Source organism: Paenarthrobacter nitroguajacolicus (assembly GCF_051027655.1).
GTDB classification, from domain to species: Bacteria; Actinomycetota; Actinomycetes; order Actinomycetales; family Micrococcaceae; genus Arthrobacter; species Arthrobacter nitroguajacolicus.
Window position 1 is genome coordinate 4,298,808 of the sequence record NZ_CP073234.1, and the last position, 25,650, is coordinate 4,324,457.

General features: G+C 62.6%; 25 protein-coding genes. 14 read left to right on the forward strand and 11 right to left on the reverse strand.

Annotated elements, in window-relative coordinates:
• Positions 1 to 174 precede the first annotated feature (174 nt).
• The 5 genes from KCX59_RS20235 to KCX59_RS20255 all read left to right on the forward strand — a co-directional run bounded on the left by KCX59_RS20235 (position 175) and on the right by KCX59_RS20255 (position 4,785).
• Positions 175 to 1,209 (forward strand): aldo/keto reductase, encoded by a 1,035-nt coding sequence (locus KCX59_RS20235; protein ID WP_091463495.1) that lies wholly within the window; start codon positions 175 to 177, stop codon positions 1,207 to 1,209.
• Between the two features lie 164 nt (positions 1,210 to 1,373).
• Positions 1,374 to 2,477 (forward strand): sulfite oxidase, encoded by a 1,104-nt coding sequence (locus tag KCX59_RS20240; protein ID WP_178993545.1) that lies wholly within the window; start codon positions 1,374 to 1,376, stop codon positions 2,475 to 2,477.
• Positions 2,478 to 2,654: 177 nt separating this feature from the next.
• Positions 2,655 to 3,032 (forward strand): RNA-binding S4 domain-containing protein, encoded by a 378-nt coding sequence (locus KCX59_RS20245; RefSeq protein WP_018779945.1) that lies wholly within the window; start codon positions 2,655 to 2,657, stop codon positions 3,030 to 3,032.
• A 362-nt stretch (positions 3,033 to 3,394) separates the two neighbouring features.
• Entirely contained in the window at positions 3,395 to 3,823 is a 429-nt protein-coding gene (locus tag KCX59_RS20250) for a DUF6318 family protein (protein ID WP_434122537.1), read from the forward strand.
• Between the two features lie 95 nt (positions 3,824 to 3,918).
• Entirely contained in the window at positions 3,919 to 4,785 is an 867-nt protein-coding gene (locus tag KCX59_RS20255) for a hypothetical protein (RefSeq protein WP_434122538.1), read from the forward strand.
• A 188-nt stretch (positions 4,786 to 4,973) separates the two neighbouring features.
• On the opposite strand, the gene KCX59_RS20260 is transcribed toward KCX59_RS20255, so the two are convergent.
• The 3 genes from KCX59_RS20260 to KCX59_RS20270 all read right to left on the reverse strand — a co-directional run bounded on the left by KCX59_RS20260 (position 4,974) and on the right by KCX59_RS20270 (position 6,712).
• The gene (locus KCX59_RS20260) at positions 4,974 to 5,435 is read right to left on the reverse strand and encodes a DUF3817 domain-containing protein (RefSeq protein ID WP_218648887.1); all 462 of its coding nucleotides are present in this window, start codon (positions 5,433 to 5,435) and stop codon (positions 4,974 to 4,976) included.
• A gap of 83 nt (positions 5,436 to 5,518) precedes the next feature.
• Positions 5,519 to 6,127 carry a hypothetical protein gene (locus KCX59_RS20265; protein WP_256870567.1) on the reverse strand — a complete coding sequence of 203 codons (609 nt, stop codon included), beginning with the start codon at positions 6,125 to 6,127 and terminating at the stop codon, positions 5,519 to 5,521.
• Between the two features lie 78 nt (positions 6,128 to 6,205).
• Positions 6,206 to 6,712, reverse strand: coding sequence for a hypothetical protein (locus tag KCX59_RS20270; protein ID WP_179016739.1), 507 nt, complete (start codon positions 6,710 to 6,712; stop codon positions 6,206 to 6,208).
• Positions 6,713 to 6,814: 102 nt separating this feature from the next.
• Here KCX59_RS20270 and KCX59_RS20275 point away from each other — a divergent pair, with 102 nt between their 5' ends.
• The 5 genes from KCX59_RS20275 to KCX59_RS20295 all read left to right on the forward strand — a co-directional run bounded on the left by KCX59_RS20275 (position 6,815) and on the right by KCX59_RS20295 (position 12,508).
• Positions 6,815 to 7,534 (forward strand): FadR/GntR family transcriptional regulator, encoded by a 720-nt coding sequence (locus KCX59_RS20275; protein WP_014923019.1) that lies wholly within the window; start codon positions 6,815 to 6,817, stop codon positions 7,532 to 7,534.
• Positions 7,531 to 8,556, forward strand: a complete 1,026-nt coding sequence (locus KCX59_RS20280; RefSeq protein ID WP_370629157.1) for an asparaginase — start codon at positions 7,531 to 7,533, stop codon at positions 8,554 to 8,556. Before KCX59_RS20275 ends, KCX59_RS20280 begins: the two co-directional genes overlap by 4 nt.
• Before the next feature lie 13 nt (positions 8,557 to 8,569).
• On the forward strand, positions 8,570 to 9,985 hold the full coding sequence (aspA, locus tag KCX59_RS20285) for an aspartate ammonia-lyase (RefSeq protein WP_091463509.1): 1,416 nt from the start codon (positions 8,570 to 8,572) through the stop codon (positions 9,983 to 9,985).
• A gap of 137 nt (positions 9,986 to 10,122) precedes the next feature.
• The gene (locus tag KCX59_RS20290; RefSeq protein WP_091463511.1) at positions 10,123 to 11,631 is read left to right on the forward strand and encodes an amino acid permease; all 1,509 of its coding nucleotides are present in this window, start codon (positions 10,123 to 10,125) and stop codon (positions 11,629 to 11,631) included.
• Positions 11,632 to 11,836: 205 nt separating this feature from the next.
• Positions 11,837 to 12,508 (forward strand): FadR/GntR family transcriptional regulator, encoded by a 672-nt coding sequence (locus KCX59_RS20295; RefSeq protein ID WP_091463513.1) that lies wholly within the window; start codon positions 11,837 to 11,839, stop codon positions 12,506 to 12,508.
• On the opposite strand, the gene KCX59_RS20300 is transcribed toward KCX59_RS20295, so the two are convergent.
• The 4 genes from KCX59_RS20300 to KCX59_RS20315 form a co-directional block, all read right to left on the reverse strand.
• Positions 12,505 to 13,374 (reverse strand): amidohydrolase family protein, encoded by an 870-nt coding sequence (locus KCX59_RS20300; RefSeq protein ID WP_179016740.1) that lies wholly within the window; start codon positions 13,372 to 13,374, stop codon positions 12,505 to 12,507. The two genes, KCX59_RS20295 and KCX59_RS20300, sit on opposite strands and share 4 nt — an antisense overlap.
• Positions 13,367 to 14,314 (reverse strand): aldo/keto reductase, encoded by a 948-nt coding sequence (locus KCX59_RS20305; RefSeq protein WP_256871336.1) that lies wholly within the window; start codon positions 14,312 to 14,314, stop codon positions 13,367 to 13,369. The genes KCX59_RS20300 and KCX59_RS20305 overlap by 8 nt, the downstream gene beginning before the upstream one ends.
• 102 nt (positions 14,315 to 14,416) lie before the next feature.
• A complete protein-coding gene (locus KCX59_RS20310; RefSeq protein ID WP_179016742.1) occupies positions 14,417 to 15,709 on the reverse strand; it encodes an alpha-L-fucosidase in 1,293 nt (430 codons plus the stop codon).
• Positions 15,706 to 17,010, reverse strand: a complete 1,305-nt coding sequence (locus KCX59_RS20315; RefSeq protein ID WP_179016743.1) for an L-fuconate dehydratase — start codon at positions 17,008 to 17,010, stop codon at positions 15,706 to 15,708. Before KCX59_RS20315 ends, KCX59_RS20310 begins: the two co-directional genes overlap by 4 nt.
• A gap of 140 nt (positions 17,011 to 17,150) precedes the next feature.
• Between KCX59_RS20315 and KCX59_RS20320 the strand changes: the two genes are divergently transcribed.
• Entirely contained in the window at positions 17,151 to 18,065 is a 915-nt protein-coding gene (locus KCX59_RS20320) for a fumarylacetoacetate hydrolase family protein (protein ID WP_178993513.1), read from the forward strand.
• Positions 18,066 to 18,069: 4 nt separating this feature from the next.
• Positions 18,070 to 18,831, forward strand: a complete 762-nt coding sequence (locus KCX59_RS20325; protein ID WP_179016744.1) for an SDR family NAD(P)-dependent oxidoreductase — start codon at positions 18,070 to 18,072, stop codon at positions 18,829 to 18,831.
• A gap of 34 nt (positions 18,832 to 18,865) precedes the next feature.
• Here KCX59_RS20325 and KCX59_RS20330 read toward each other — a convergent pair whose 3' ends face one another.
• A complete protein-coding gene (locus KCX59_RS20330) occupies positions 18,866 to 20,041 on the reverse strand; it encodes an FG-GAP repeat domain-containing protein (RefSeq protein WP_370629158.1) in 1,176 nt (391 codons plus the stop codon).
• A 39-nt stretch (positions 20,042 to 20,080) separates the two neighbouring features.
• Positions 20,081 to 21,235, reverse strand: coding sequence for an FG-GAP repeat domain-containing protein (locus KCX59_RS20335; protein WP_370629159.1), 1,155 nt, complete (start codon positions 21,233 to 21,235; stop codon positions 20,081 to 20,083).
• Between the two features lie 206 nt (positions 21,236 to 21,441).
• Between KCX59_RS20335 and KCX59_RS20340 the strand changes: the two genes are divergently transcribed.
• Positions 21,442 to 22,740 (forward strand): ATP-binding protein, encoded by a 1,299-nt coding sequence (locus tag KCX59_RS20340; RefSeq protein WP_178993516.1) that lies wholly within the window; start codon positions 21,442 to 21,444, stop codon positions 22,738 to 22,740.
• A gap of 117 nt (positions 22,741 to 22,857) precedes the next feature.
• Positions 22,858 to 24,102, forward strand: a complete 1,245-nt coding sequence (locus KCX59_RS20345; protein ID WP_178993517.1) for a low temperature requirement protein A — start codon at positions 22,858 to 22,860, stop codon at positions 24,100 to 24,102.
• A gap of 81 nt (positions 24,103 to 24,183) precedes the next feature.
• Here KCX59_RS20345 and KCX59_RS20350 read toward each other — a convergent pair whose 3' ends face one another.
• Positions 24,184 to 24,720, reverse strand: coding sequence for an HD domain-containing protein (locus tag KCX59_RS20350; protein ID WP_179016745.1), 537 nt, complete (start codon positions 24,718 to 24,720; stop codon positions 24,184 to 24,186).
• Positions 24,721 to 24,848: 128 nt separating this feature from the next.
• Positions 24,849 to 25,640, reverse strand: coding sequence for an SDR family NAD(P)-dependent oxidoreductase (locus tag KCX59_RS20355; RefSeq protein ID WP_178993518.1), 792 nt, complete (start codon positions 25,638 to 25,640; stop codon positions 24,849 to 24,851).
• Positions 25,641 to 25,650: the final 10 nt, after the last annotated feature.

A 25,650-nucleotide genomic window follows, 5' to 3' on the forward strand; every position in this document is an offset into this window, starting at 1 on the left:
TTCGAAAGACATTTGTGTTGCCGCATGTCAAGAAATGTCGCGAAGTAAGGCCGCTTCCATTACCTCCCAAGACGAAAAACGAAGAACTTCTACCATTTGCGTTTATGCCTCCGGCGGCCGTGTGTAGCCTCGATTGAACATCCCACCAGCACCGTCCCACCACAGGAAGCCGACATGAGCCTCAACGAGCTACGAACGCTTGGACGCACTGGCGCCCTGATCAGCCCCCTGACTCTGGGCACCTTGAACTTCGGCACCGGTGCCGCACCCACGGGTCCAGCGGAGAGCATCCGCATCATTAAGGCCGCCCTTGACGCCGGTATCACCAGCGTTGACACCGCTGACATCTACTCGCAGGGCGAGGCCGAGACTGTGGTTGGCCAGGCCATCCACAGCCGCCGCGACGACGTTTTCCTCGCCACCAAGTTCCATGGCCAGATGGGCTCCAACCCTGCGCACGCGGGAAACTCGCGCCGTTGGATTGTCCGGGCTGTGGAGGACAGCTTGCGGCGGCTGAACACGGACAGGATCGACCTTTACCAAGCACACCGCCCGGACTACAACACCGACCTGTTGGAAACCATCACAGCCCTCAACGACCTCATTCGGCAGGGCAAGATCCTGTACTACGGCACGTCCGTGTTCAGCCCGGCCCAGCTTGTGGAGGCACAGTGGATCGCCAACACCAACCACCTGACGCCGCCCGTGGTGGACCAGGTTCCGTATTCGCTCCTGGTGCGGGCTAACGAACGGGACGTTTTCCCCATCACCCAGCAGTACGGCGTCGGCGTTTTGAGTTATGGACCGCTCGACGGCGGGTGGCTTGCTGGCGGTTATCGCGTCGGCGGCGGCCAGCCGGAAAGTTCGCGATCGGCCGCGGTCCCGGGCCGTTTCGATGTTCATGCACCCTTTAACCAAGGCAAACTTCACGCGGCAGATGCCCTCGCGCAGCTTGCAGCCCGCCACGGGTTGACCCTTATCCAGCTTGCCGTGGGCTTCGCCCTCAACCACCCGGCAGTCACCAGCGTGGTCATCGGGCCGCGAACCGAGGACCACCTCACCGACTATTTGAAGGCCGCAGATGTGGTGCTCAGCGAGGCGATCCTCGACGAAATCGACGACATCGTTGCCCCGGCCGTGAACTTCCTGGAGCGCGATGCCGGCACGGTCGCGCCCCACCTTGAGTACCCGGAATTGCGACGCCGGTAGCCCCCTTTGCGTTGTGAGGCCCGCTTTGCGCGCTATGTGCTCGCTTTTGGGCGCAGAGCAGGCCTCACAACGAGCTATTGACGGGGTTCGCCCGCGGCGTGATCCTTGACCTAGGTGCTGCGGCACTCCGCAGCGTTTAGATTCCAGTAGAACGCCGCCGTCCTATGTCCAAACACCATCTCAAGCAAAGAGCAACGAAAGCCGCCAACCCCGGTCAGCCGACCCAAGGTCCACTGACCCACGAAGAACTGCAGCTCTCCGGGCGAAATCACTCCATGCCACTTGAAGCCCTGCACGACGACATCACGCCGGCCGGCCTTCACTACCTGCTGATCCACTTCGATATCCCGCACGTTTCCGCGGAGACATGGCGACTACGCCTGGGTGGCGCCGTTAATCGGAGTCTCGAGTTGAGTCTTGAGGACATCAAAGCCCGGCCCGCCGTCACCATGCCTGTCACCCTTGAATGCGCAGGCAACGGCCGGTCCCTTCTGCAACCTCGTCCCGTCAGCCAACCCTGGGTTCTGGGTGCCGTGGGCACAGCCGAGTGGACCGGCACCCCGTTGGCGCCCTTGCTGGAGGAAGCAGGTTTGGCGAGTGACGCCGTCGAACTTGTTTTTACCGGCGCCGACAACGGCATCCAAGGTGGCGTCGAAGAGCCTTATGCACGCAGCCTTTCAGTGGCAGAAGCGATGCATCCCGAAGTCATGCTGGTCTACGCCATGAACGGCAAACCTTTGCCCATCCAGCACGGGTTCCCGCTCAGGCTGCTGGTTCCGGGATGGTACGGCATGGCGAGTGTGAAGTGGTTGACGTCGATCGAGGCCGTGAAGTCGCGGTTCATGGGGTTCCAGCAGGCCGTCGCTTACCACTACCTTCAAGGTCCTGACGGCCCAGGCATACCCGTGAGCCATATTCGCGTCCGCTCCCTCATGATTCCGCCGGGAATCCCGGACTTCTACACCCGGCGGCGCGTGGTGGACGCCGGTCCCGTAATGTTGCACGGGCGCGCGTGGTCCGGGCACGGCGAGGTCGAGCGGGTTGAGGTAGGAATCGACGGCGAATGGATGCCGGCGCACCTGGAACCGGTACTGGGTGACTTTGCCTGGCGTTCGTGGTCCATGGTGTGGGTCGCGAGTCCGGGCGAGCATGTGCTGAGGTGCCGTGCGATGGATTCGTCGGGCGCGCTGCAGCCCACCGAGCAGGTGTGGAACTACCAGGGCATCGGGAACAACATGGCGCAGGTAGTCGAGGTGACGGTGCGGTAGGTTCTTTCGGTTCCGGCCTCCGGCGACGCCCGGCCCGGCGACGCCCGGCCCGCCGAGATCGCTGGAACGCTGCGTGATCGCCGGAGCGTTGCGGCGTGTTCGGCGGCTTCCCCGCGTACGCGCACGTTTCCGGCGGTCTCGCGGCTCTTGCGAGGCCCGGTTAGACTCTTCCCAACCATGAGTATCCCGTCATCATCCCCGGCAAATGTCCGCGTCGACGCCTGGCTTTGGGCGATCCGCGCCTACAAGACCCGCTCGGCCGCCACCGCTGCCTGCCGTGCCGGGCACATCCGCATCAACGGAAACCCTGTCAAGGCGTCGCAGAGCGTGATCATCGGCGACACCATCCGGGTCCGCGAGTCCGGCTGGGAACGGATCCTCGAAGTCCGGCGACTCATCGCCAAGCGTGTGGGTGCCGAAGCCGCTTCCCACTGCTTCACCGACCACACTCCCCCGCGTCCCGTTGCTCCAAAGCTCGGTCTCCCCCAGCGTGACCGCGGCGCCGGCCGACCCACCAAGAAGGACCGCCGGGATATGGAGAAGCTTCGGGGGTAGGTGGTTTTGTGAGTGGCCGCGTCTGACACTTATCCACAGGCCGCGTTTTCTGACATGAATGGTTACCCGTCCCCCGCCTAGACTGACCGGCACACCGCCAAACAGCTGCTGGGGAGCCTGTCATGTCACGCCATTCGTTTGCTTCTTTTTCTTGCGTTCGCGTCCGAACGGCGGTTTTGACTCTGACCGCTGCGCTGCTTCTGAGCAGTTGTCAGGGTGGCTCGGCGCCTGGCGGCCCACCTTCAGAAACAAGTTCGACGACGGCGTCGCCCACCGCGAGCGATTCGGTTCCCACGGCTTCGGCTACTCCGTCAGCGCCTCCTGTCTACAAGCCTGCCGACGCGAAGGGGAAGGCGGAGAACGTGCCCGTTCCGGTGATGCCGGAGCTGGCAAAGGAGAACTCGGAGGCGGGGCTGGAGGCGTTTATTGGGTACTGGTTCCAGGAGCTCGGTTATGCGTACGAAACCGGCAATGCAACCAAGTCCTTGGAGTTGTCGTCCAATACGTGTTCCCTCTGTCAGCATCTCGCAAAATCTGTCGAAGCTAACTATACGAATGGGCGCTGGCTATCAGGGGGGACATTTCGAACCCCTGTTGTGCAAGTCCTTTGGGATCCCAACACAGCCACTCAGCAGGGCAAGTTGCAAGTGATTCAGCAAGAGATCCAATATTTCGACGCTGATGGATCGGAAAGTCGAGAAATCACTGCAGCCACAAACGATGCCGCCGCATTCTTCGCCGAGTATCGCCAAGGTTCCTGGCTCACCACAGACGTAGGCATCATCCGATGATGGCCCGTTGGGCCGTCCATCTAGCGTTGGCAGCTCTTACGTCGCTCTTATCCATGCCCGCACATGCTTCGACAACCACGCCGAGGGTGGAGGCGATGAATCTCCCTAATATGGCGACTGCCCCTGATGCAGGCTTCCAAGAAGGATCAGCGTTCATAGGAGCTGTATGGGAGTTTCATTCCGAAACGGGTAAATCGACGCCCAAGCTCGACGGCACTTCCGCCGCAGAAGACCCTTACCAATACAAACCGGACACCATGTGCCGCGCCGGCGGTGGAGGCTTGGGGTGCCAAGGACTTCAATGCCCGCCCAAAGCACCTGGCGGACCTGAAGGAATTCCAGTGGTCTGGAAGAAAGCTCCGAAGGCCATTACCAACCCCGACTGGACGGAGTACCGTGCGATCAGCGGACCCACCTGCCTTTACGACCCCCAGCCCGAAAACGTCCTGGCCAACATCGCCGCCAGGATCCTCACAGACTTCCGACAACTTCCCGTCAACCCTGGAAGCCTCGAAGCCCAGCCCTTCCCCCACACCCTCAAAGGCGGACCCACCAACTTCTACGCCACCACGGGCGAACAAGGCTTCGACGTCACCATCCTCGGCCAAGCCGTCCACCTGACCGCCACTCCAGCCAACTACACCTACGCTTTCGGCGACGGCACCAACCTCGGACCAACACCCGCCGCCGGCTACTCCATCCCCGAAGCCGAATGGCTCAACAACGAGACACGCACCAGCCACACCTACACAAACACCGGCAACTACCAAGCCACCCTCACCACCAGCTTCACCGGCACCTACTCCGTCAACAACGGACCACCACTACCCATCAACGGAACCCTGGACATCACCACACCCGCCAAAACCATCCAAGTCTGGAAAACAGAAAAAGCACTCGTCGCCGACACCTGCCAGGAAAACCCCAACTCCTGGGGCTGCCCCGGCGCGGAGAGCAGATAGACGGACGGCGCCACGTACCGCCACCACCCACTTTGATCGCCGCATCCTGGCGACACACCAAAAAGACGGTGCCTCGAGACCACCCACGATTCAAAGTGGATGGTTGCGGCCCGTGGAGTCAGGGATCCTTCGCCTTAAGTGAAAAAAGCATCAGTTTCTAAGAACTGATGCTTTTCGCCTGCTGAAGCCTAGGAGAACCAGGTACCTGGAGGACCCATGAACAGCAGGAAGCTAAACACTGCGCCCACGGCAACCAAAGTCACCACAACAGCAAGAATCGGGTTACGCAGGACCCAAGCCTGGGCCTTCTCGAAGCCACCTTGGGGCGAATCTCCCCCAGCGGCCAAGCGCCAATCACCGGCGAGGAGGCCGCGACGGTCCAGCGACTTCTCCATGGGGATGGTGGCATAGGGGATCACTGCTGAAGCGATGGCAAGCAGGCCGGTGCGGGTTGCCCACTTCTGGTTAATCCACGTGAACGCGGCCGTCGCGGCGTAGCAAAGGAACACGAACCCGTGGATGCCTCCGGCGATGCTCACACCAACGTCTGTAGTGCGCGTGACGTACTTAAGGAACAGTCCGATCAATAGCATCGTCCATGTCACGGCCTCGGCAAAAGCAACGGTACGGAACAAAGTGCGGGGCTGCATGGAAGTCCTCAGGTAGAAAACGGGAGACACGTCATATTTTACCGGCTGTAGAACTTCTCGCGCGTCAATCAGTGCAACCGCAGTCACCCTGGAGAAGGGAGCGCCTCCCGGTTGCGGATCCGAGAGTCGCCGAATTCCAAGGCCACAGGTGCAATCTCCATCGCAGGCTCGTGCCTGGTCCGGGCTTTCCCGACTGCGATGTGCGGCAACCATCGGGGTGACTTGTAACCAAGCGCGGGCGAGCTCAGGATGAAGTCGTCGATGTTGTCGAGGCCGAGGTCGTCAAGAAGTACGTGCAGCCCTTGCACCAAGAGTGACTGGTAATCGTGAACCTCCTGTGGCACGTCCACTTCGAGCCCCATAAGGCGCCCACCGCCCAAAGGAATCAACTTGTCCGACTTCCCGAGGAAGCCCTGCATGACAGGCAACTCCGTCAACCAACTGGAGATTTCGGGGAGCACTTTCTCCGGAGGAGAGAATCCCTTGGTCCATGCCACGATGTCCCTTCCCAGCTCGTCCAGGATCCCAACGTGCAGCAATGTCATGTGCAGCCCTTGCGGCTTGCGAAGGGAGTCGACAAAGCGGTTGAGACCCTCATAGTCCGAGGATCCGGAACCGACGCGTACGACGGGCACCTCCACAGTGATGCGGGATCCATGAGGTTTGCTTCCAGGGGAGACAAGGTCCGTCATGGGTGCCATTATGCGCCGGAATCCAGGCCAGCGGCAGGCCGACGACGCAAGCTGAGTACCGGCGTCGTACGTTATGCACTACTTCTTGGAGCGGGCCTGAACCAGGTTGGCGAACGGAAGACGACCAAAGGCGGCAACAAAGTCAGCGTGGTAGGCGGCCTCGGCGGCGTTTACTTCGGAGGCGGGGAGTTCCTTCCATGCAACGATCAGGTCAAGGGCGTCGCGGAGTTGCCAGATGAGCCGGGCGTCCCAGACGACGGTGGGTCGTCCACGGCCGTAATCCATGAACTCTTGGAGCTGCTTGCGGAGCCCCCTGTTGCCTTGGCTCCCTGCGCTGGCTTTGCCGATGTACAGCACAGAAGCATCGGGAATCCATTCAGACTCCAGGTCTTCACGTTTGAGGTTGGGGTCCTTCTTCTTGAACGTGCCGGCAGTGCTCTTGCTGAGGAATGAGGGCTCGAAATCCGCGGGACGGAGGATTGCGAAGATCCTAGGTCCCTGGGGAATCCTCATGGGATCGAGTTCGTCGAGCGGCCGGAATCCGGTGAACCCGTCCTCAGTGAGTGACTTTTTGGTGAAGAGCATGCTCCATTGTGCGGGCCGCCCCTGATAGGCCCAAAGACGCCAAAGCCTGAAGCAAACCTTTCAGCGTTGACAGGCACTTGTGACCCGTGCCATATTCAAAACGTGAACCTGTCAGACAGCCGGACAGCCGGACAGCAAGGCCCTCAGGGTGGGCACACGCCCATCTCACGCATTTCCGCAGCCGAGGCGGTCTTTGCGGCCCTCCGGCGCGCCATTGAGGGCGGCCAGTTCGATATCGGCACCAAGCTGAGCTCCGAAGCGACCCTGGCAGGCCAGTACGGCGTAAGCCGCTCCGTTATCAGGGAAGCGCTGAGGTCCTGCAACACCTTGGGCCTTACGGTGACCAAGACAGGCAAGGGCACATTCATTGTGGCCAACAAGGTTGCTAACGACCTTACCTTGGGTCAGTACAGTGCGCGTGATCTTAACGAAGCCCGCCCGCACATCGAGATCCCGGCGGCCGGTCTCGCTGCCCAAAGAAGGACAGAGGAAGAGCTGGAGCACCTCAAGGACATCGTCCAGGAAATGCTCACGGAGAACGATCCCGAAGCCTGGGTGAACCTGGACGCCAGCTTCCACTCAGCCGTGGCCCGCGCCAGCGGAAACAGGGTATTTGCCAGCGTCGTCTCGGATATACGTGAAGCCCTGGCCCACCAGTCCGAAACCTTGAACCTCGTGGCAGACCGGCAACACCGCTCTGACGAGGAACACGTCGCCGTCCTCAACGCAATCGAAGCCGGCGACTCCGAAGCCGCAAGCAAAGCGATGGCCGCCCACCTGCAGGCCGTCAGCGTGGCGCTGGACACGATCCTCAGCAAATGACACACCCAAAGGACACTGCCACCATGCCCGCCCCCGAAGCACCGGCCCAGGCCCACGAGAAAAAAGCGCCGAACCACGTCCCGCTCGTAGAGGTAACCCGCGACGGCCTGGTCGAAAGCATCCATTACGGCTCGCTGATCGCCCTCAGCGCAGATGGCAGCACCGCCATCCAAGCCGGCGAACCGGATGCCCCCATGTACCCGCGCTCCAGCCTGAAGCCGCTGCAGGCTGTTGCTCTGCTCAAAGCCGGTTTGGACATCCCCCAGGACCTCCTCGCGCTGACCGCTGCCAGCCACTCCGGCGCGCAGATGCACCGCGATGGTGCCGCCGAGATCCTGAAGCTGCACGGCCTCACTGAAGCGGCCCTGGGTAACAGCACGGACCTCCCTTACGGCGTCGCTGAACGTGAAGAGTGGCTCCGCCAAGGCAACAGCCCCACCCAAATTGCGCAGAACTGCTCCGGCAAGCACGCTTCCATGACCGCAGTTTGCGTCATCAACGGCTGGCCTGTGGAGGGGTACTTGCACCCCGAGCACCCGCTTCAGGTCCTGGTCCGCGACACCATCACGGAACTGACCGGCGAGGAAGCTGCCGCAGTCAGCACCGACGGCTGCGGCACTCCGCTGTTCGCACACTCGCTTCACGGTATGGCGCGCGCTTATGGCCGCATCGCCGCTGCCGACGAAAGCACCGACGAAGGCAAGGTTGCCCACGCCATGCGCCGCTACCCGCAGATGGTGGCCGGCGAGGGCCGCGACGTCACCGCGCTCATGCGGGCGGTCCCGGGACTCCTCGCGAAGGACGGCTTTGAGGGACTCCAGCTTGTCGGCCTCCCGAACGGCACCGGCGTGGCAGTGAAGATTTCCGACGGCGGCGATCGCGCCCGCATGCCCGTCACCGTTGAGGTTCTCCGCCAGTTGGGCGTCGACGGCGGCAGCTTGGACACGCTTCAGAGCCCACCCGTGCTTGGCGGCGGCCTTCAGGTCGGCGAGCTCCGCGCAGCCCAAATTTTCAGCAACTAAACCAAGGACAGCTATGACCACCGTCGATCAGGCGATCCCCCTCCGTTCCGAACACGACCTTTTGGGCGACCGCGATGTACCCGCGGATGCCTACTGGGGCGTCCACACCCTCCGCGCCATGGAGAACTTCCCCATCACCGGGCAGCCGCTCTCCACCAACAAGCACCTCGTCAGGGGTCTGGCCGCTGTGAAGCAGGCTGCGGCCCGCACCAACCACGAGCTTGGCCTGCTGGATGCCGAGAAGGCGGATGCCATTGTGCAGGCTTGCCAGGACATCATGGACGGCATGCTCCACGAGCAGTTCATGGTGGACGTGATCCAGGGCGGCGCCGGCACCAGTTCCAACATGAACGCCAACGAGGTCATTGCCAACCGTGCGCTGGAGATCTTGGGCCACCCCAAGGGCGACTACTCCAAGCTGCACCCGAATGACCACGTGAACCTGAGCCAGTCCACCAACGACGTCTACCCGACGGCGGTGAACCTCGCCACGATCTTCTCCGTGAAGGAGCTACTGGAAGCCCTCGAAGAACTCGAGCTGGCCTTCGCTGAGAAGGGCCGGGAGTTCCGGACCGTGGTGAAGATGGGACGCACGCAGCTGCAGGACGCCGTTCCCATGACCCTCGGCCAGGAGTTTGGCGGTTACGCCGTGACCATCGGCGAGGACCGGGCCCGCCTGGACGAGTCCCACATGCTGATCCACGAAATCAACCTTGGTGCCACGGCTATTGGCACCGGCTTGAACGCCCCCGCCGGCTACGCCGAAGCTGCCTGCCGCCACCTGGCCGAAATCACCGGACTTCCCCTCCTCACTGCCGCTGACCTCATCGAGGCAACGCAGGATGTGGGCGCGTTTGTTCACCTGTCCGGCGTGCTGAAGCGCGTGGCAGTGAAACTCTCCAAGATTTGTAACGACCTCCGCCTGCTGTCCTCCGGACCGCGTGCGGGTTTGGGCGAGATCAACCTTCCGGCCGTGCAGTCCGGTTCGTCGATCATGCCCGGCAAGATCAATCCGGTGATCCCGGAAGTGGTCAGCCAGGTGGCTTACGAAGTCATCGGCAACGATGTCACCGTCACCATGGCAGCGGAGGCCGGCCAGCTTCAGCTGAACGCCTTCGAACCGATCATTGTGCACAGCCTGCACAAGAGCATCTCCCACCTGGAAGCAGCGTGCCGCACCCTTACGGCGCGCTGCGTCCGGGGCATCACTGCAAACACCGAACGGCTACGGCTTACCGTGGAGCAGTCGATCGGTCTCGTCACGGCATTGAACCCCCATATCGGTTACGCCTCCGCCACCGCCATCGCCCAGGAAGCGCTGGCAACGGGCAAGGGCGTTGCGGAACTCGTGTTGGAGCACGGTCTCCTGACCGCCGCCCAGCTTGAAGAACTGCTAAGCCCCGAACGTCTGGCAAATCTCAGCAAATAGGCCGAAACTGGCCTGAAAAAGCGCCACCCAGTCGTCCCGCCCATGAGGCACACCCACACGAGGCTTTGTTCTGCGTGCCCGGATCCCCGACCGGACGCGCCCAGGACACCCCCAACAGGACACCCCTAAGGATTCCAATGACCAATCCCATCACGGACCACACGGTCCCGGCCCAAGCGCACGCCAGCGAGAAAGCCCTCCACAAGGAGGACTCCGGCTACCACAAGGACCTCAAGCCCCGCCAGATCCAGATGATCGCGATCGGCGGCGCAATCGGCACCGGACTGTTCCTGGGCGCCGGCGGCCGACTCAACGCAGCCGGCCCCTCCCTCGTTATCGCTTACGCAATCTGTGGCTTCTTCGCTTTCCTGATCCTCCGCGCACTCGGTGAACTGGTTCTGCACCGCCCGTCGTCAGGATCCTTCGTTTCCTACGCCCGTGAGTTCTACGGCGAAAAGGCAGCCTTCGTTTCGGGCTGGTTCTACTGGATCAACTGGGCCACCACCACCATCGTGGACATCACCGCAGCGGCGCTCTACATGGAGTTCTTCGGCAAATACGTCGCCTGGATAGGTGCCGTTCCGCAGTGGGCGTGGGCGCTCATTGCGCTGGTTGTAGTGCTGTGCCTCAACCTGGTCTCCGTGAAGGTCTTCGGTGAAATGGAGTTCTGGTTCGCGCTGATCAAGGTGGCAGCACTGGTGGCCTTCCTCCTGGTGGGCACCTACTTCGTCATCTTCGGCACCCCGGTGGAGGGCCAGGAAGTCGGCTTCAGCCTCATCGCAGACAACGGCGGGGTCTTCCCCAACGGTGTCCTTCCCATGATCATCCTCATGCAGGGTGTGCTCTTCGCTTACGCATCGATTGAACTCATCGGCACCGCAGCCGGCGAAACTGCCAACCCTGAGAAGATCATGCCCAAGGCCATCAACTCCGTGGTCATCCGCATCGCCCTCTTCTACGTTGGCTCCGTGATTCTGCTGGCTCTCCTCTTGCCGTACACCTCTTACGAGAAGGGCGTCAGCCCGTTCGTGACGTTCTTCGGTTCCATCGGTGTGGAGGGCGTGGACGTCATCATGAACCTCGTGGTCCTCACCGCTGCACTGTCTTCACTGAACGCCGGGCTCTACTCCACCGGCCGCATCCTCCGTTCCATGTCGGTAGCCGGCTCGGCCCCGAAGTTCGCCCAGCGCATGAACAAGGCCGGTGTCCCCTACGGTGGCATCGCCATCACCGCCGGCGTTTCCCTCCTGGGCGTTCCGCTGAACTACCTTGTTCCGGCCGACGCTTTCGAGATCGTCCTGAACGTCGCTTCCGTGGGCATCATCGTCACCTGGGCCACCATCGTCCTGTGCCAGATGCAACTCAAACGCTGGGCCGACAAGGGATGGCTGAAGCGCCCGTCCTTCCGGATGTTTGGCGCCCCCTACACAGGTTGGTTGTCCTTGATCTTCCTGGCGGCCGTGCTGATCATGGTGTTCATCGAGTCCCCGTTGACCATGCTGGTCACCGCGATTGCCTGCGGACTCATGGTCTGGGGCTGGTTCCTGTGCCGCAAGCAAATCCATGAGCTTGCTGCCACCCGCGACGGCTACACCGGCAGCGCCCCGGTGATTGCCAACCGCCCGCTGCCCGGCGGCGACAAGTAGGCATCTAGTAACAACCGCTAAATCACGACGGCGGCACCCGGGTTCCGTAACAATCGGAACCCAGGTGCCGCCGTCGTCGGTTAACGCCCCCAACTAGGTAACAGCACATGTCCCAATGACCGCTCAGTAGAACATGTGCTGTTACCTAGTTGGGTGAGGACGCGGCGGAGACAGACATCCGATCATTCGTGGCTACTATTGGTCCATGGCTGTCACAGACGAGGCGATCAGCAAGATCAAAGACATGCTGATCCGCGGCGAACTCAAGGCCGGCGATCGACTCCCGCCGGAAAAGGAACTGAGCGAACGGCTCGGTCTTTCCCGGAGTTCGTTGCGCGAGGCCGTGAAAGCCCTCGAGTTGATCCGCGTGCTGGATGTCCGCCGCGGTGACGGCACTTACGTGACCAGCCTCGATGCGAAGCTGCTCAACGAAGCCGTGGCCTTTGTGGTGGACCTGCACCAGGACCGGTCCATCCTGGAACTCTTTGAGGTCCGACGAATCCTGGAGCCGGCCACCGCACACTTGGCGGCGGGCAAAATCACGCCGGACGAACTCCTTGCCCTGAGAAACACCATGGAGGGCATAGACGAGAACACCGACATCGAGGAGCTCGTGGCCCATGACCTGGAGTTCCACAGCATCATCACCGAGGCTGCCGGAAATGACTACCTGGGGAGCCTCCTGGAAGCCCTGTCCAGCAGCACGGTGCGAGCCCGGATCTGGCGTGGCCTGACGCAGGAAAAAGCCGTGGCGCACACCCTGGCCGAGCACCATGCCATCGCCGATGCCCTGGAGCGGGGCGACGCCGAACTAGTGCGGGCCCTTGTCACCGTGCATATCAGCGGCGTCGAGAACTGGCTGCGGCAGGCGCTCTAACCTTCGGCAATAGGGGTAACCGCCAGGCCGTAGGTCCGGATGGCCGTCTCCTCAAGCACCAGGTCCTGCTCCGAAGGACTCAAGGTAGACACGAGTTCCAGCAAGACATCCAGAGTCCTGCCATAGGGTGCGCCCAATGTGCTCACTGGCCAGTCGCCGCCGATCATCAAACGCTCCGGCCCGAAAGCCTCCAACGCTGACTCGAACAGAGGTCGCAACGTATCCGGGGTGTACTCAACGCCAGGCAAATGCAGTCCGGACAGCTTCGCCACCGAGTTCGGTTCCCGCCCGAGCGCCCGGAAATCGGCGCTCCACGAATCCATGAGCTCAGGATCAGCCAGCGGCGGCTTACCCAGGTGGTCCAACACAACCGTCAGTTCCGGCATCTCGCGGGCCAACCGAACCGCGGACCCCAGATGCCGGGGGAATGCGTCCGGGATGTCGAAGGTGAGCCCGCGCCGAGCCACCAACGCCAGTGACTCCCTAACAGCGGGAAGATCCAAAAAGTCACCCCTGGGATCGTCATGCACCAAGTGCCGCACTCCTTTGAAGGCGGGATGCGCTGTGAAGCGATGCAACTGTTCCTCAGCTTCTGCGGGCGTGTCCAAGCTAATCCAGCCCACTACTCCGAGCACCCAGGAATTTCGCGCGGCGACGGCCAACATGCTCCCGGTGTCGTCAACGGTGTCGTCGGCCTGCACCAGGACGGCTCCCCTCACCCCGGCAGCGTCCAACGTCTCACGCGCCTCGTCCTCGCTAAAGCTGCGGAAGAGCGCACCGTGTTGCGGTCCAAGCCACGGATAGTGGCGCACACCGCCGGTGACGAAGGTATCCAGGGTCCACAGGTGAAGGTGCGAATCAATCATGTCTGGCCGCCTCCAACGCGTTCCACAGTTCTTCCGGCACGGTTGCCTCCATTCGGGCAGCGTTCACGGTCACCTGTTCAGGGGACGTCGCCCCGGCTGTCACGTTCACGACGGCCGGGTGCCGCAACGGGAACTGGAGCGCCGCCGTCGGAAGTTCAACGCCGAAGTCCCGGCAGATGGCCGCGAGCGCACACGCACGCTCCAACACATCCGGCGGTGCTTGATCGTAGTTGTAGTGCGCGTTTTCCGGAACGTCGGGTCGGGCCAGGAGGCCCGAGTTGTAGGCACCCACGCTTACGACGCCGGTGCTTCGCTCCACACAGCGGTCAAGCAGCGGCACGCTGGGCTGCTCAAGCAGGGTGTAGCGGCCGGCGAGCATCACAAGATCGAGATCGGCGGCTTCAATACATTCCAAGGCTGCCTCGGCGGAGTTGATGCCCACTCCGATTGCCCGGACGACTCCCTCGGAGCGCAGCTTCTCGAGTGCAGGAAGGCCTTGGGAAATTCCCGCCTGAAGATCGTGGACGTCGGGATCGTGCAGGTACGCAATGTCCACACGGTCTAAGCCGAGCCGCTCCAGGGAGTCCTCGATGCTGCGCCGGATGCCTGTTTCGGAGAAATCCCACATGCGCCGTGACGTCGCGGGGACGTCGAAGCCTTCCGGGTCCTGGCCGCCACTGGGATTGGGTTGGAGTAGCCTGCCCACCTTGGTGGAGATGACGAATTCGTCCCGGGGTTTATCTCGGAGGACGGCGCCCAATCTCTGCTCGGAGAGGCCAAGGCCGTAATGGGGCGCGGTGTCGAAGTAGCGGATGCCGGCGTCCCACGCAGCCAGCACGGTGGCGAGCGCCTCCCCGTCCGGGATCGCCCGGTAGAGGTTCCCGATGCCCGCTCCACCGAAGCCCAGTTTGCCCAGTTTGCCGGGTTCAAGTGAGTTCATGGCAGCTCCCATACCTTCTGGATACCCGTATCCTCCCCCGAGTAATCGTCGTGGACCTCCAAAAGTTCAGCCATCTTGAGGTTCTTGTGCAGGGCGATGCGTTCAACCATTCACGGCCTCGGGCGTCAGGAACAGTTCCAGCACCGGGACGGCAACGTTCGGCCGCTGGACAGGCAGCTTGATGGTCAAGGTGCCGGGCGGTTGGCCTCCCTGGGTCATATTCATGGCCTGCTGCCCGGGGTCTACCTCTTTGAGGAACACCTCGGACGCGTCGTTCAGCAACTGCGCGTAGTCGACCTTCCCGGCGAGGTCCGGGAGGTGCACGTACTCGAACGGCCAGGCGAACAAGTGAACATAGAGCCTGTCTCCATTCTGCGTGTACCGGGCGTCCGCCGGTGCCGTGAACCGGGAAGCCCCCGTCCCGTAGATGGCGCGGGAGTGCAGCTTCATCCACTCGCCGATGCCCTTCAAGGACGTCACCGCCCGCGGATCGAGGTTTCCCCTACCCGTGGGGCCAACGTTGAGCAGCAGGTTGCCGCCCTTGGACACCCCGTCCACGAGCATCCGAATGAGTAGGTCCACGGATTTGTAGTTCAGGTTGTCCCTGTCATAACCCCAACTACCGTTGAGGGTCTGGCAGGCCTCCCAGGTGACGGGTTCGCCGTCGACCATCATGGGGCCGGCGGGCTGGTACTGCTCCGGAGTGACAAAGTCGCCGGGGATCTCCAACCGGTCATTCACCACAATGCCTGGCTGCAGTTCCCGCACCATGGCGAGCAACGCCTCCGAATCCCAGTCCTTCCGGCCCTTGCCGCCCCAGAACTCTTCTTCGTGCCCACCTGTGTAGGAGAAGTCGAAGAACAGGTAATCGATGGTGCCGTAGTTGCTCAGGAGTTCACGCACCTGGCCGTGCAGGTACTCGCGGTAGCGTGCCATGTCGCGTCCGGCGTTCAAACTCTCGACGTCGGCTGCGTTACGTTGCGGGTGTACGCCGTCCACGGTGAAGTCGGGGTGGTGCCAGTCGATGAGCGAGTGATAGAAGCCGACCTTCAGCCCCTCGGCCCGTAGTGCTTCCACATAAGGCGCTATCAGGTCGCGGCCGGCGGGCGTGTTGGTGGCTTTGTAATCCGTCAACGCCGAGTCCCACAGGCAGAAGCCGTCATGGTGCTTGGTGGTGAGGACCACGTACTTCATCCCGGAGTCCTTTGCTGCGCGTGCCCATTCACGGGGATCGTAAAGGTCCGGGTCAAAGCGGCGGAAGTACTTGGAGTACTCCTCCGCAGTGATTTCTTCCTGGTTCATCACCCACTCGTGCCGGGCAGGCAGGGCGTAGATGCCCCAGTGAACGAACATCCCAAAACGTGCCTCTTCAAACCAAGGTGCGTGCTGGATCAACGGGATTCCTTCCATACGGGGCCGTTCGGAAAGCTGTACGCGGCCAGTGTTTCACTGAGCATTTCGTTTCCTGCGCCAGGATCCGACGGCGGCCAATACGCGCCGTCGTGGACGTCCACGGGTGTGATGAAGTGTTCATGGAGGTGGTCCACGAACTCGATGGTCCTGTCCTCCTTGGTCCCGGCTACCGCAACGAAGTCGAACATGGACAGGTGCTGGACTGCTTCACACAGACCGACACCACCGGCATGCGGGCAAACCCTCACACCGAACTTGGCAGCGAGAAGGAGGATGGCGATGTTCTCATTCACTCCCGCTACCCGGGCCGCGTCAATCTGCAGGACCTGAAGCGAGCCGGCCTGGAGCATCTGTTTGAACACCACCCGGTTCTGGACGTGTTCGCCGGTGGCCACAGGGATAGGCGCCACTCCACGGGCGATGGCAGCATGGCCCAGAATGTCGTCCGGGCTGGTGGGTTCCTCAATCCAGGCGATGTTGTAGGGGGCAAGGTGGGCCATCCAGTCGATGGCTTCCTGCACATCCCAGCGTTGGTTGGCATCCACCGCGATCCTGACGTCGGGACCAACGGCAGCACGGGCGGCCCGCACGCGGCGGATGTCGTCATCCAGGGACGCCCCCACCTTGAGCTTGATCTGGGCAAATCCGTCCGCCACGGCTTCCTTGGCCAGCCGCGTCAGTTTCTCGTCGCTGTAACCCAGCCAGCCCGGCGTCGTGGTGTACGCGGGGTAGCCCTCAGCGCGGAGGGCCTCTTTGCGGGCTTCCCGACCAGGCTGGGCGGCGCGGAGGATGTCCAGGGCTTCGTCCGGGGTGAGCGCATCCGTGAGGTAGCGGAAGTCGACGAGTGCTACGAGCTCGTCGGGCGTCATGCCGGCGAGCAACTCCCAGAGGGGCAGCCCTGCGCGTTTGGCCTTCAAATCCCAAAGTGCATTGACAACGGCGCCGATAGCCATGTGCATGACGCCTTTCTCGGGACCCAGCCACCGGAGCTGCGAGTCATGGGCCAGCAGTTTCCACGTGGCCCCCATGTCAGCCAGCAGGTCCTCAACCGTGCGGCCAAGAACGTGCCCACGGAGGGCCTCGATCGCCGCCGTCTCCACCTCGTTCCCCCGCCCGATGGTGAACACGAAACCGTGACCCTCATGCCCGTCCCCGGCATCCGTGCGGATGATCAGGTACGCGGCGGAGTAGTCCGGGTCCGAATTCATGGCATCCGAACCGTCCAGTTCAAGGGATGTTGGAAAGCGGATATCGAACGTATCCATTGCGGTGATGGTGCTCATGCGGCTCCTGAAGTGCGTCACAATTCTCCACCGAGCCTAAACATCCGATGTCTGACTTGTCAATGGGTCACATTTCCGTATTATGCGTGAAAACACCACACTAGAGCTCGGATGTTAGCCCCGAACGCACGGAGGAAGCCATGACCTTGAAATTCGCCAGGCTGGGTACGGCCGGAAACGAACAACCGGCCGTCATTGCCAAGGACGCCGACGGCACCGAGAAGTACTTCAGCCTTACGGCCCTGACCAACGACATCGACGGCGGTTTCCTCGCCTCGGACGGCATTGATCGCACCCGGGAAGCCCTGGACAAAGGGGAGCTCCCCGAAATCTCACCGGAAGGCCTGCGCATCGGCGCCCCCATCGCGCGCCCCGGCGCCGTGGTGGCCATCGGCCTCAACTACACGGCCCACGCCGCCGAATCCGGTGCTACGCCGCCCGAGGTTCCCGTGGTGTTCCTCAAGCCGACCAACACTATCGCCGGGCCGTTCGACGCAGCCCCCATCCCGCCGTCGTCGGAAAAGTACGACTGGGAAGTGGAACTGGCAATCGTGATCGGCAAGGAAGCGTCATACCTTTCCTCCACTTCTGAAGCAGAAGCATGCATCGCCGGTTATGCCGTGGCCAACGATCTCTCCGAGCGCGACTACCAGATCCCCGGCGCTGCGGGACAGTGGACCAAGGGCAAGTCCCTCCCCGGCTCAACTCCCCTGGGCCCGTGGCTGGTTCCGGCCTCGGACATCGATGCCGGCAACCTTCGCCTGCAGACTTTGGTCAATGGCGAAGGCCGGCAAGACTCCAATACCTCGGACATGATCTTCGGCCCCGCCACGATCGTCCACCACCTCAGCCAGTACATGGTCCTGGAGCCGGGCGATGTGATCATCACGGGCACTCCCGAGGGCGTGGCACTGTCCGGCAGATTCCCCTTCATCCAGGCCGGGGACGTGGTGGAGCTGGAGATTGAGGGACTGGGCCGCCAACGGCAGGAGTACTTCCCCGCGCAAGCCGGCGCTCACCGCGGCTCGCCCACTCCCGCCCACGTCAACGCTTAAGGCCATGGCAACCCGAGTGGGGAACGATTTCGAAGGCCTCACGGCACTCGTCACCGGCGGCGCCTCCGGCATCGGGGCAGCGATCGCCGACCGTCTCGCCGCCGGCGGTGCGGAGGTGGCGGTCCTGGACCTCGCCCCGGAAACCAGCCCGCACTTCGGTGTGCAGTGCAATGTGGCCGACGACGTCTCCGTGCGCGCCGCCGTCGAGCACGTTGTGCAGCAGTTCGGCCGCCTGGACATCGTCATCAACAACGCCGGCATCGGCGCACAGGGCGACGTTTCGGCGAACGACGACGACGAGTGGTTGCGTGTCCTCAACGTCAATGTGGTGGGAATCGCCCGTGTCAGCCGGGCAGCCTTGCCATACTTGCGTGAGTCTCCGGCGGCCGCGATCGTTAACACCTGTTCCATTGCGGCGACTGCCGGGCTTCCTCAGCGTGCCCTGTACTCGGCGTCGAAGGGCGCGGTCTTGTCGTTAACGCTCGCCATGGCGGCAGACCACGTCCGCGAGGGGATCCGTGTGAACTGCGTGAACCCCGGCACCGTGGACACTCCCTGGGTTGGCCGGTTGCTCGATTCAGCTGCTGACCCTGCCGCTGAGCGCACCGCCCTTAACGCCCGCCAACCGCACGGGCGGATGGTCGACCCAGCTGAGGTAGCCGGCGCCGTCGCTTACCTGGCGAGCCCGCTGTCGGGGTCGACGTCGGGGACTTCGCTGGCGGTCGACGGCGGCATGCAGGGATTGCGGCTGCGTCCGGTCGAGTAGGGGGTGCTTCAGTAGGAACGGTTAAGGGGCTGGATCAGTACAGCCCGTTGAAGATGTTCCAGCCCCATCCGACGGTTTCAACACCCTTCCAGCCACCACGTCCATCGCCGTAGTACATCAGCAGCTCACCGGCGCTGTTGACCCCGTGGACATCGTTGAAGCCATCCCGGTTGAAGTCGCCGGCACTACCGATCTTGCTCAAAACGTTCCAGCCATGGCCAACGAGGCGGGGCGCCAACCATCCACCGCTGCCGTTCCCGCCATAAAGGAACAGCCTTCCAGCCTTGTCCTTGGCAAGGACATCCACCGTGTCATCACCATTGAAATCACCCGGCGTGATCAGCACGTCCATCACGTCCCAGCCCCGGCCAACTTTGACGCCGGGATTGAAATGGACCACCTCACGCGACGGATACAGGTAGAGGTCCCCGTTGGGCTCACCAGCGAGGAGGTCATTGCGCCCATCGCCATCGAAGTCTCCTGGCCCAACTACCTTGTCGAAGGCGTTCCAACCCCAGCCAATGTTCCATGGGTAGACGTTGATGCCACCGTCACCGTACCCATCGAACCGGTACAGACGGCCATTGCCTTCAGTGACCAGAAGATCGTTTGAGCCATCGCTTCCAATGTCTCCGACCCCAACAATGTTGGTGAAACCACCCCATCCGGGCCCAACAAGGCGAGCTTCCTTCCAGCCCTGGGCATTGTCCATTCCCGGATAAAGCATCATTGCGCCATCGTGCCGACGGGCCAATAACTCAAACACTCCCCGGCCGGTGAAGCCCTCGGCCCGCGTGGGTTGCTTCCGGACGATATCCGACTCGTCCGTCCGCAGACTCTGGCCGGGGCAGTTGACGGGCGAAGCCGTGACAACAGCGGAGATCCGGCTCCCGAGGTCAGCAGCATTCAACTTGTAGATGTACTGGCTAAGCACCGGGTTGATCTCAACCGGCACCCTATCTCTGAACCATTGGATGGTGTGGTTGGGTTTCCAGCTGCCGCTGCAGCCCTCGAAATAGCGGTGAGCTGCCTCCACAGTGAGCGTGGAGCCAACGATTGTGTGCCCGTTGACCTGAACCTCGTCCACATCCACGGCCCGGGCTGCTGGTGCCAGGACGATTTGCAACGCAATTATTGCTAACGCAAGTGTCAGAGCCAGCGCCTTCGCTGCGCTCCCCCTGATGATGCTCGTTGTGGAAAGGAAGGCCACGATTCTCCTCGCTCGTTTCGGTGCGTCCAGCAAATCCGATCAGTAAAGTCCGTTGAAGACATTCCAAAGCCGGCCAACTGTCTCTACACCTTTCCAGCCACCACGCCCGTCTCCGTAATACATCACCAGGTCGCCCGCGCTATTGACTCCGTGGACGTCGTTGAAGCCATCACGGTTGAAGTCCCCCGCGCTGCCGACATTGGTCAGCACGTTCCACCCTTGTCCTATCTGCCGGGCCGTAGTCCAACCACCTTGGCCGTCACCGCCGTACAAGAACAGTTTGCCGGTCTTGTCCTTGGCCAGGATGTCGGCTGTGCCGTCTCCGTTGAAATCACCCGGAGCCAGGATCACATCCATGACATTCCAACCCAGGCCAACGTGAACCCGGGGAGTCCATCCCCTGGCCGCCTTCGGGTACAGGTAGAGGTTTCCGTTGGGTTCGGTGGCCAGGAGGTCGTTGTACCCATCGCCGTCGAAGTCTCCGGGGCCCACCACTTTGTCCATGGCATTCCAGCCCCAGCCGATCTCGGACGGATATGCATTGGGCGGGAACGTGCCGTCGCCGCGGCCCCAGAACATCCATAGCCTGCCTGATGCGTCCGTGGCCAGCAGCTCGGTCAGGCCATCGCTGGTGAGGTCTCCTCCACCGATAATCCTGGTGTAAGAGCCCCAATGAGGGCCGATCAACTGTGGCGGCTTCCAGCCTTGTACACTGTCCTGGCCCGGATACAGCATCAAGGCACCATCGTGGCGACGCGCCAGCAGTTCGAAAACGCCCCTCCCGGTGAAGTCTTCGGCGCGCATGGGCTGGCTCCGGACGACGTCGGATGCCGGGACCACAACCTCCGCGGGTTCGCAGCTGCTTGACCCCGTCACCACGGCCGAGATCCGGCTCCCGACGTCTTCGATGTCCAGGTCGTAGAACTGGGAGAAGTCCGGCTCAGGGTACACCGGCTGTCCGTCGCGAAGCCATTGAACCGAGTAACTCGGCTGTGGATTCGAATCACACGCCGAGAAGTACTCGTAGGCGCCTCTTACATATAGGCCGCTACCCACAAAAGCAGGTCCTTGGACGACAAGGTCCTCCGCATCCACCGCATGAGCGGCCGGCACGAGCGCTGTGCCCATGAGGATAGCCGCGAGCGCCGCGGCCGCACCGCCCGTGGCCATCGACTTCCCGGAAAACAGGCCCACGATTCTCCTTCGAATGGACGCCAACTGGTTCTGGGCTCATCTTAGGTGGGAGGTACGACGCCGGAACGAACCTGCGCGCCGACAGGCCGCCGTCGTGCGTAGCTGCGTAACGCAACGGACCCGCAACGTCCGGCAGCTGTGCTTCGCCTATGCTCAACTCCAAGAGATCAACGGCGACTCACTTAGCAGACTCAGGAGATACAGCCATGAGCAACTGGCGCATCAGGGACTTCCACTCGTCCGATTTGGACGGCATCCTGCACCTCTGGGAGTCACTCAAGGCAGACGGCGTGGAGCCCGTCTACGCATTGTCCGAGGTCTTGGCATCCTGCGAGAAGGACCACGCTGTGGTGGCCGTCCAAGGTGACCAGGTGGTGGGCGCCGCCGTCGGACGCGCCGCCCATGACCAAGGCTGGATCGTTTTCCTGGCCACCCTGACGGAGTTCCGCGGCCGCGGCATCGGCACCTCGCTGCTATCCGCCGTCGAGAACCGCATGGCCCCGCACGGCCTCAACAAACTCTCCGCGCTCATGCCGGAGACCGAAACACGTGTCGAGGCCTTCCTGGGACGCGGGTTCGTGGTCAAGAAAAACCTGCGCTACTTCGAGCGGACCATACCCGTGCAGCGGCAGGAGCTGGGCGCATTGGGGCTGCTGGGCGGGCGGATCCTTGCCCGGGACCTGTGGGAGAACGTGGCCGGCATGCGCCGCGAGAAGGAGTTGCTGGAGCGGCGGCTGGTTTTGCCCTTGGCTGAGGCCGACCTCGCCGACGAATACGGCGTTGTCCCGCCCCGGGCAGTAGTCCTTTTCGGCCCTCCGGGCACCGGCAAAACCACCTTCGCCAAAGCCATAGCATCCCGGCTTGAGTGGCCGTTCGTGGAAGTCTTCCCGTCCCGTCTGGCCGCCGACCCCAAGGGCCTGGCCGGTGCACTACGCGAGACGTTCCTGGAAATCGCCGAGCTGGAGCACGCCGTGGTCTTCATCGACGAAGTGGAGGAAATCGCGTCGCAGCGCGCCGGTGATCCGCCGTCGCCGCTGCAGGGAGTCACCAACGAACTCCTCAAGATCATCCCGGCTTTCCGCGAACAACCCGGCCGGCTGCTGGTCTGTGCCACCAACTTCATCCGTGCGCTGGACACCGCGTTCCTGCGCCACGGCCGCTTCGACTACGTCATCCCCATCGGGCTGCCCGACGTTCACGCCCGTGAAGCCATGTGGCAGCGATTCATCCCCGCTACCGTGGTGGATTCAGTCGATATCGCCCAGTTGGTTGAGCGCACCGAGGGGTTCTCCCCCGCGGACATCGAGTTCGCTGCCCGCAGCGCCTCCCAGCGGGCCCTGGAAAAAGCAGTGTACGACGACGGCGGCTCCGGGCTTGCGCCCAATGGACGTAAAGGGCCGGCCACCCAGGACTACCTCGACGCGATCGGTGATACCCGGACCACCGTCAGCGCCGAAGTTCACCAGGACTTTCTGGAAGACATCGACGTGTTGGGGCGCGTGTAGGGCTGCATTTTCCTCGAGTTCGCCGGAACGCTGCGGACTCGCTGGAACATTCCAGGGGATCTCGACGCATTCCGGCGATCTCGGCGTGGAGGCAAGGGCAACGGTAATCTTTTTGCCATGTCCTCGAATCCCCTTCGCCATGCCTTGTCCCGCATGGGCGGCCGCGATCCCCATGAAAAGCACCGCACAGCAACACCGCTGGAGCTGTTCTTCGACCTGACCTTTGTCATTGCCTTCGGCGTTGCCGGCAGCCAGTTCGCGCACGCGGTGGCGGAGGCCCACTTCGGGGCGGGCCTTCTGGGTTTTGGCTTCGCCATGTTTGCGGTGATCTGGGCTTGGATCAACTTCACCTGGTTCGCCAGCGCCTACGACACCGATGACTGGGTGTTCAGGGTGGTCACCATGATCCAGATGGTGGGCGTCCTCATCCTGGCAATGGGCATTGAGCCGATGTTCCACTCGATTGTGGAGGGGGATCACGTCAACAACGTCGCCATCCTCTTTGGCTACATCATCATGCGTGTGGCCCTGATTTTCCAGTGGCTGCGCGCAGCCCGCCAGGATCCCGAACGCCGTGAGACATGCCTGCGCTACGCAAAGTACCTCGCAATCGTGCAGGTGGGCTGGGTCATCGCCTTGGTGATCGAGACGGACGTGCTCACCACGTTCCTCCTCGCAGCTCCATTGTTCGTCCTTGAGATGGCGACGCCGTACTTTGCAGAACGAAAGATTCGAACTCCTTGGCATGCCCACCACATCGCGGAACGATATGGCCTGCTTGCCATCATCGCCCTGGGCGAGTGCCTGATTGGAGCCATCGAGACGCTGCGGGCAATCGTTGCCCTGCACGGATGGACCTTGGATGCCGCCTTGGTTGGGCTCAGTGGAACAGGGTTGGCCTTTGCCATGTGGTGGATCTACTTCATCCTGCCCTCAGGCCCTGCATTGCACGTCCAACGGCACCGTTCATGGGTGTTCGGCTACGGGCACATGCCTGTCTTCGCAGCTATTGCCGCTACCGGTGCGGGACTGCATGTTGCCGCTTACTACATTGACCACGAAGCACACATTCCTGCGGCCGCTGCGGTGGCCTCCATCGCCATCCCGATCATCCTGTTCAAGGTCTCGCTCACCGCGCTTTACAGCATCATGCTTGGCCCGGACCGGGACCTGCTCTGGAGCTCTGCCGTTGTGGTCCTTGGACTGGCTGCAAGCGTTGCCATGGCGGCCGCGGGCGCATCCGTCCCGCTGTGCATGCTGGAAATGATGGTCGTTTTGGGCCTGTCCATTGCCTACGACGAACGACGCGGGCACAAGGGCCGGGCCGCGGCACTCCGGCGGCTGGAAACGGCCGCGGGCTAAGGCATCCCCCTGCGTTGCGGGGCCCGCTTTGCACCCCAAGTCCGTCCCATTGCGCGCAGAGCGGGCCCCACAACGAGTGGGCTACTCCGGAACGATCTCGTCCAGTTCCCGAAGCAGGTACGGGTTGATCCGCTCCAGGATCATCCGGACCTCTTCGCGGGGAACCGCCGTGTAGAGCACGGGTCGGGCATCGGCGTATCGGGTTACCGGCGGCTTGTCCGGCCACTTTTCAGCTAGTGCCTTGACCCTCTCCGGCAGTGAATTGTGCGCATTGTCCGCGATCTTCACCAACGTTGCGTCGTGGTCCTCCGCAACGAAACGGATGCCGGCGTCGTAATCATCCGGGTCGTCGTGGAAGCGGCGGGTGACGCGTTCGATGATGTCTACCGCCCGCTCGGACACTCCCATTTCAAGCAGGGCCTGGCGAGTGATGGGCGTATCCTTGGCGATGTCATGAAGGTAGCCTGCGATCTGGATATCCTCGTCAAAGTCGGCGAGCGCGTCGCCCACAGCCAGAACGTGCTCCCGATAAGGACGTTTGAGCTTGTCCTTCTGCCGGTTGTGAGCCACCTCGGCCAAAACCTGGGCTGTCTCTACGGTAAAGCGTGGTTCGGTCATGCTGGCCTCCGGCTTGAAGAGGGACCGACGGGGATCGGTCCTCACCTTCAGGCTATCCGCTGTTCCCGGACCCGCAGCAAAGCCCCATCAATCGCAAAGCCCCGCCGGTCCTACCAGCCCCGCCGGTCCTACCAGTCCTGAACAGCGCGCGCCGCGATGGCGACGGTAATGGCCCGTGGCAAACGCTGGGCGAACCCGGCTGCAACACGGTTGGCCCAACCTGAGACGACGCTGCCGGGAGTGTCCTTGCGATCGAGGGCCTTGAGGGCAGTCCCCACAACCTGTGCAGAGGTCTGCATCTTGCCTACCGCTGCGGACTCACCGCCGAGGACGTCAAAGAACTCAGTACGCGTCGCACCGGGGCAAAGGGCCAGGACGTTGAGTCCGGTGTTTTTGGTTTCGTGGGCAACTGCTTCGGTGAAGCTCAGGACGAAGGCCTTGGTGGCGCCGTAGACGGCCATGCCGGGGATGGGTTGGAACGCGGCAGTGCTGGCTACGTTCACCAAGGCACCCTTCCCGGAGGCGAGCAGGTCCGGAAGGAAGGCACGCGTGATGTCCACGAGGGCGGCAACGTTCAAGGAAATCTCGGATGCGATGGTGTCCGGGTCTTCCTTGACCAAAGGACCGTGGGTGCCGAAACCGGCGTTGTTGATCAAGGTGTCGACGGTGATTCCGCGGCCGGCCAGTTCGTCGAGGAGCTCGCGTCCCACTCCTGCGCGGCCGAGGTCCATGGGGAGGACGGTCACTGTGACGCGGTGGCGTGCGCGCAGGTCCTGAGCCAACTCCTCCAGACGGTCTGCACGCCTGGCCACAAGGACAAGGTTTGAGCCTCGTGCAGCAAATTGTCCGGCGAATTCAGCGCCCAGGCCGGAGCTGGCGCCCGTGATGAGTGCAGTGGTGCCTGTGTATGTCATGGTCATGGCGGAATCC

Bases quoted from the DNA above. Each gene is read 5' to 3' on its own strand.
- KCX59_RS20295 (WP_091463513.1), top strand. From the start codon at position 11,837: ATGGCTGTCACAGACGAGGCGATCAGCAAGATCAAAGACATGCTGATC.
- KCX59_RS20245 (WP_018779945.1), top strand. From the start codon at position 2,655: ATGAGTATCCCGTCATCATCCCCGGCAAATGTCCGCGTCGACGCCTGG.
- KCX59_RS20265 (WP_256870567.1), bottom strand. From the start codon at position 6,127: ATGACGGACCTTGTCTCCCCTGGAAGCAAACCTCATGGATCCCGCATC.
- KCX59_RS20260 (WP_218648887.1), bottom strand. From the start codon at position 5,435: ATGCAGCCCCGCACTTTGTTCCGTACCGTTGCTTTTGCCGAGGCCGTG.
- KCX59_RS20340 (WP_178993516.1), top strand. From the start codon at position 21,442: ATGAGCAACTGGCGCATCAGGGACTTCCACTCGTCCGATTTGGACGGC.
- KCX59_RS20350 (WP_179016745.1), bottom strand. From the start codon at position 24,720: ATGACCGAACCACGCTTTACCGTAGAGACAGCCCAGGTTTTGGCCGAG.
- aspA (WP_091463509.1), top strand. From the start codon at position 8,570: ATGACCACCGTCGATCAGGCGATCCCCCTCCGTTCCGAACACGACCTT.
- KCX59_RS20355 (WP_178993518.1), bottom strand. From the start codon at position 25,640: ATGACCATGACATACACAGGCACCACTGCACTCATCACGGGCGCCAGC.
- KCX59_RS20255 (WP_434122538.1), top strand. From the start codon at position 3,919: ATGAATCTCCCTAATATGGCGACTGCCCCTGATGCAGGCTTCCAAGAA.
- KCX59_RS20345 (WP_178993517.1), top strand. From the start codon at position 22,858: ATGTCCTCGAATCCCCTTCGCCATGCCTTGTCCCGCATGGGCGGCCGC.
- KCX59_RS20240 (WP_178993545.1), top strand. From the start codon at position 1,374: ATGTCCAAACACCATCTCAAGCAAAGAGCAACGAAAGCCGCCAACCCC.
- KCX59_RS20270 (WP_179016739.1), bottom strand. From the start codon at position 6,712: ATGCTCTTCACCAAAAAGTCACTCACTGAGGACGGGTTCACCGGATTC.
- KCX59_RS20320 (WP_178993513.1), top strand. From the start codon at position 17,151: ATGACCTTGAAATTCGCCAGGCTGGGTACGGCCGGAAACGAACAACCG.
- KCX59_RS20325 (WP_179016744.1), top strand. From the start codon at position 18,070: ATGGCAACCCGAGTGGGGAACGATTTCGAAGGCCTCACGGCACTCGTC.
- KCX59_RS20305 (WP_256871336.1), bottom strand. From the start codon at position 14,314: ATGAACTCACTTGAACCCGGCAAACTGGGCAAACTGGGCTTCGGTGGA.
- KCX59_RS20235 (WP_091463495.1), top strand. From the start codon at position 175: ATGAGCCTCAACGAGCTACGAACGCTTGGACGCACTGGCGCCCTGATC.
- KCX59_RS20290 (WP_091463511.1), top strand. From the start codon at position 10,123: ATGACCAATCCCATCACGGACCACACGGTCCCGGCCCAAGCGCACGCC.
- KCX59_RS20300 (WP_179016740.1), bottom strand. From the start codon at position 13,374: ATGATTGATTCGCACCTTCACCTGTGGACCCTGGATACCTTCGTCACC.
- KCX59_RS20280 (WP_370629157.1), top strand. From the start codon at position 7,531: ATGACACACCCAAAGGACACTGCCACCATGCCCGCCCCCGAAGCACCG.
- KCX59_RS20315 (WP_179016743.1), bottom strand. From the start codon at position 17,010: ATGAGCACCATCACCGCAATGGATACGTTCGATATCCGCTTTCCAACA.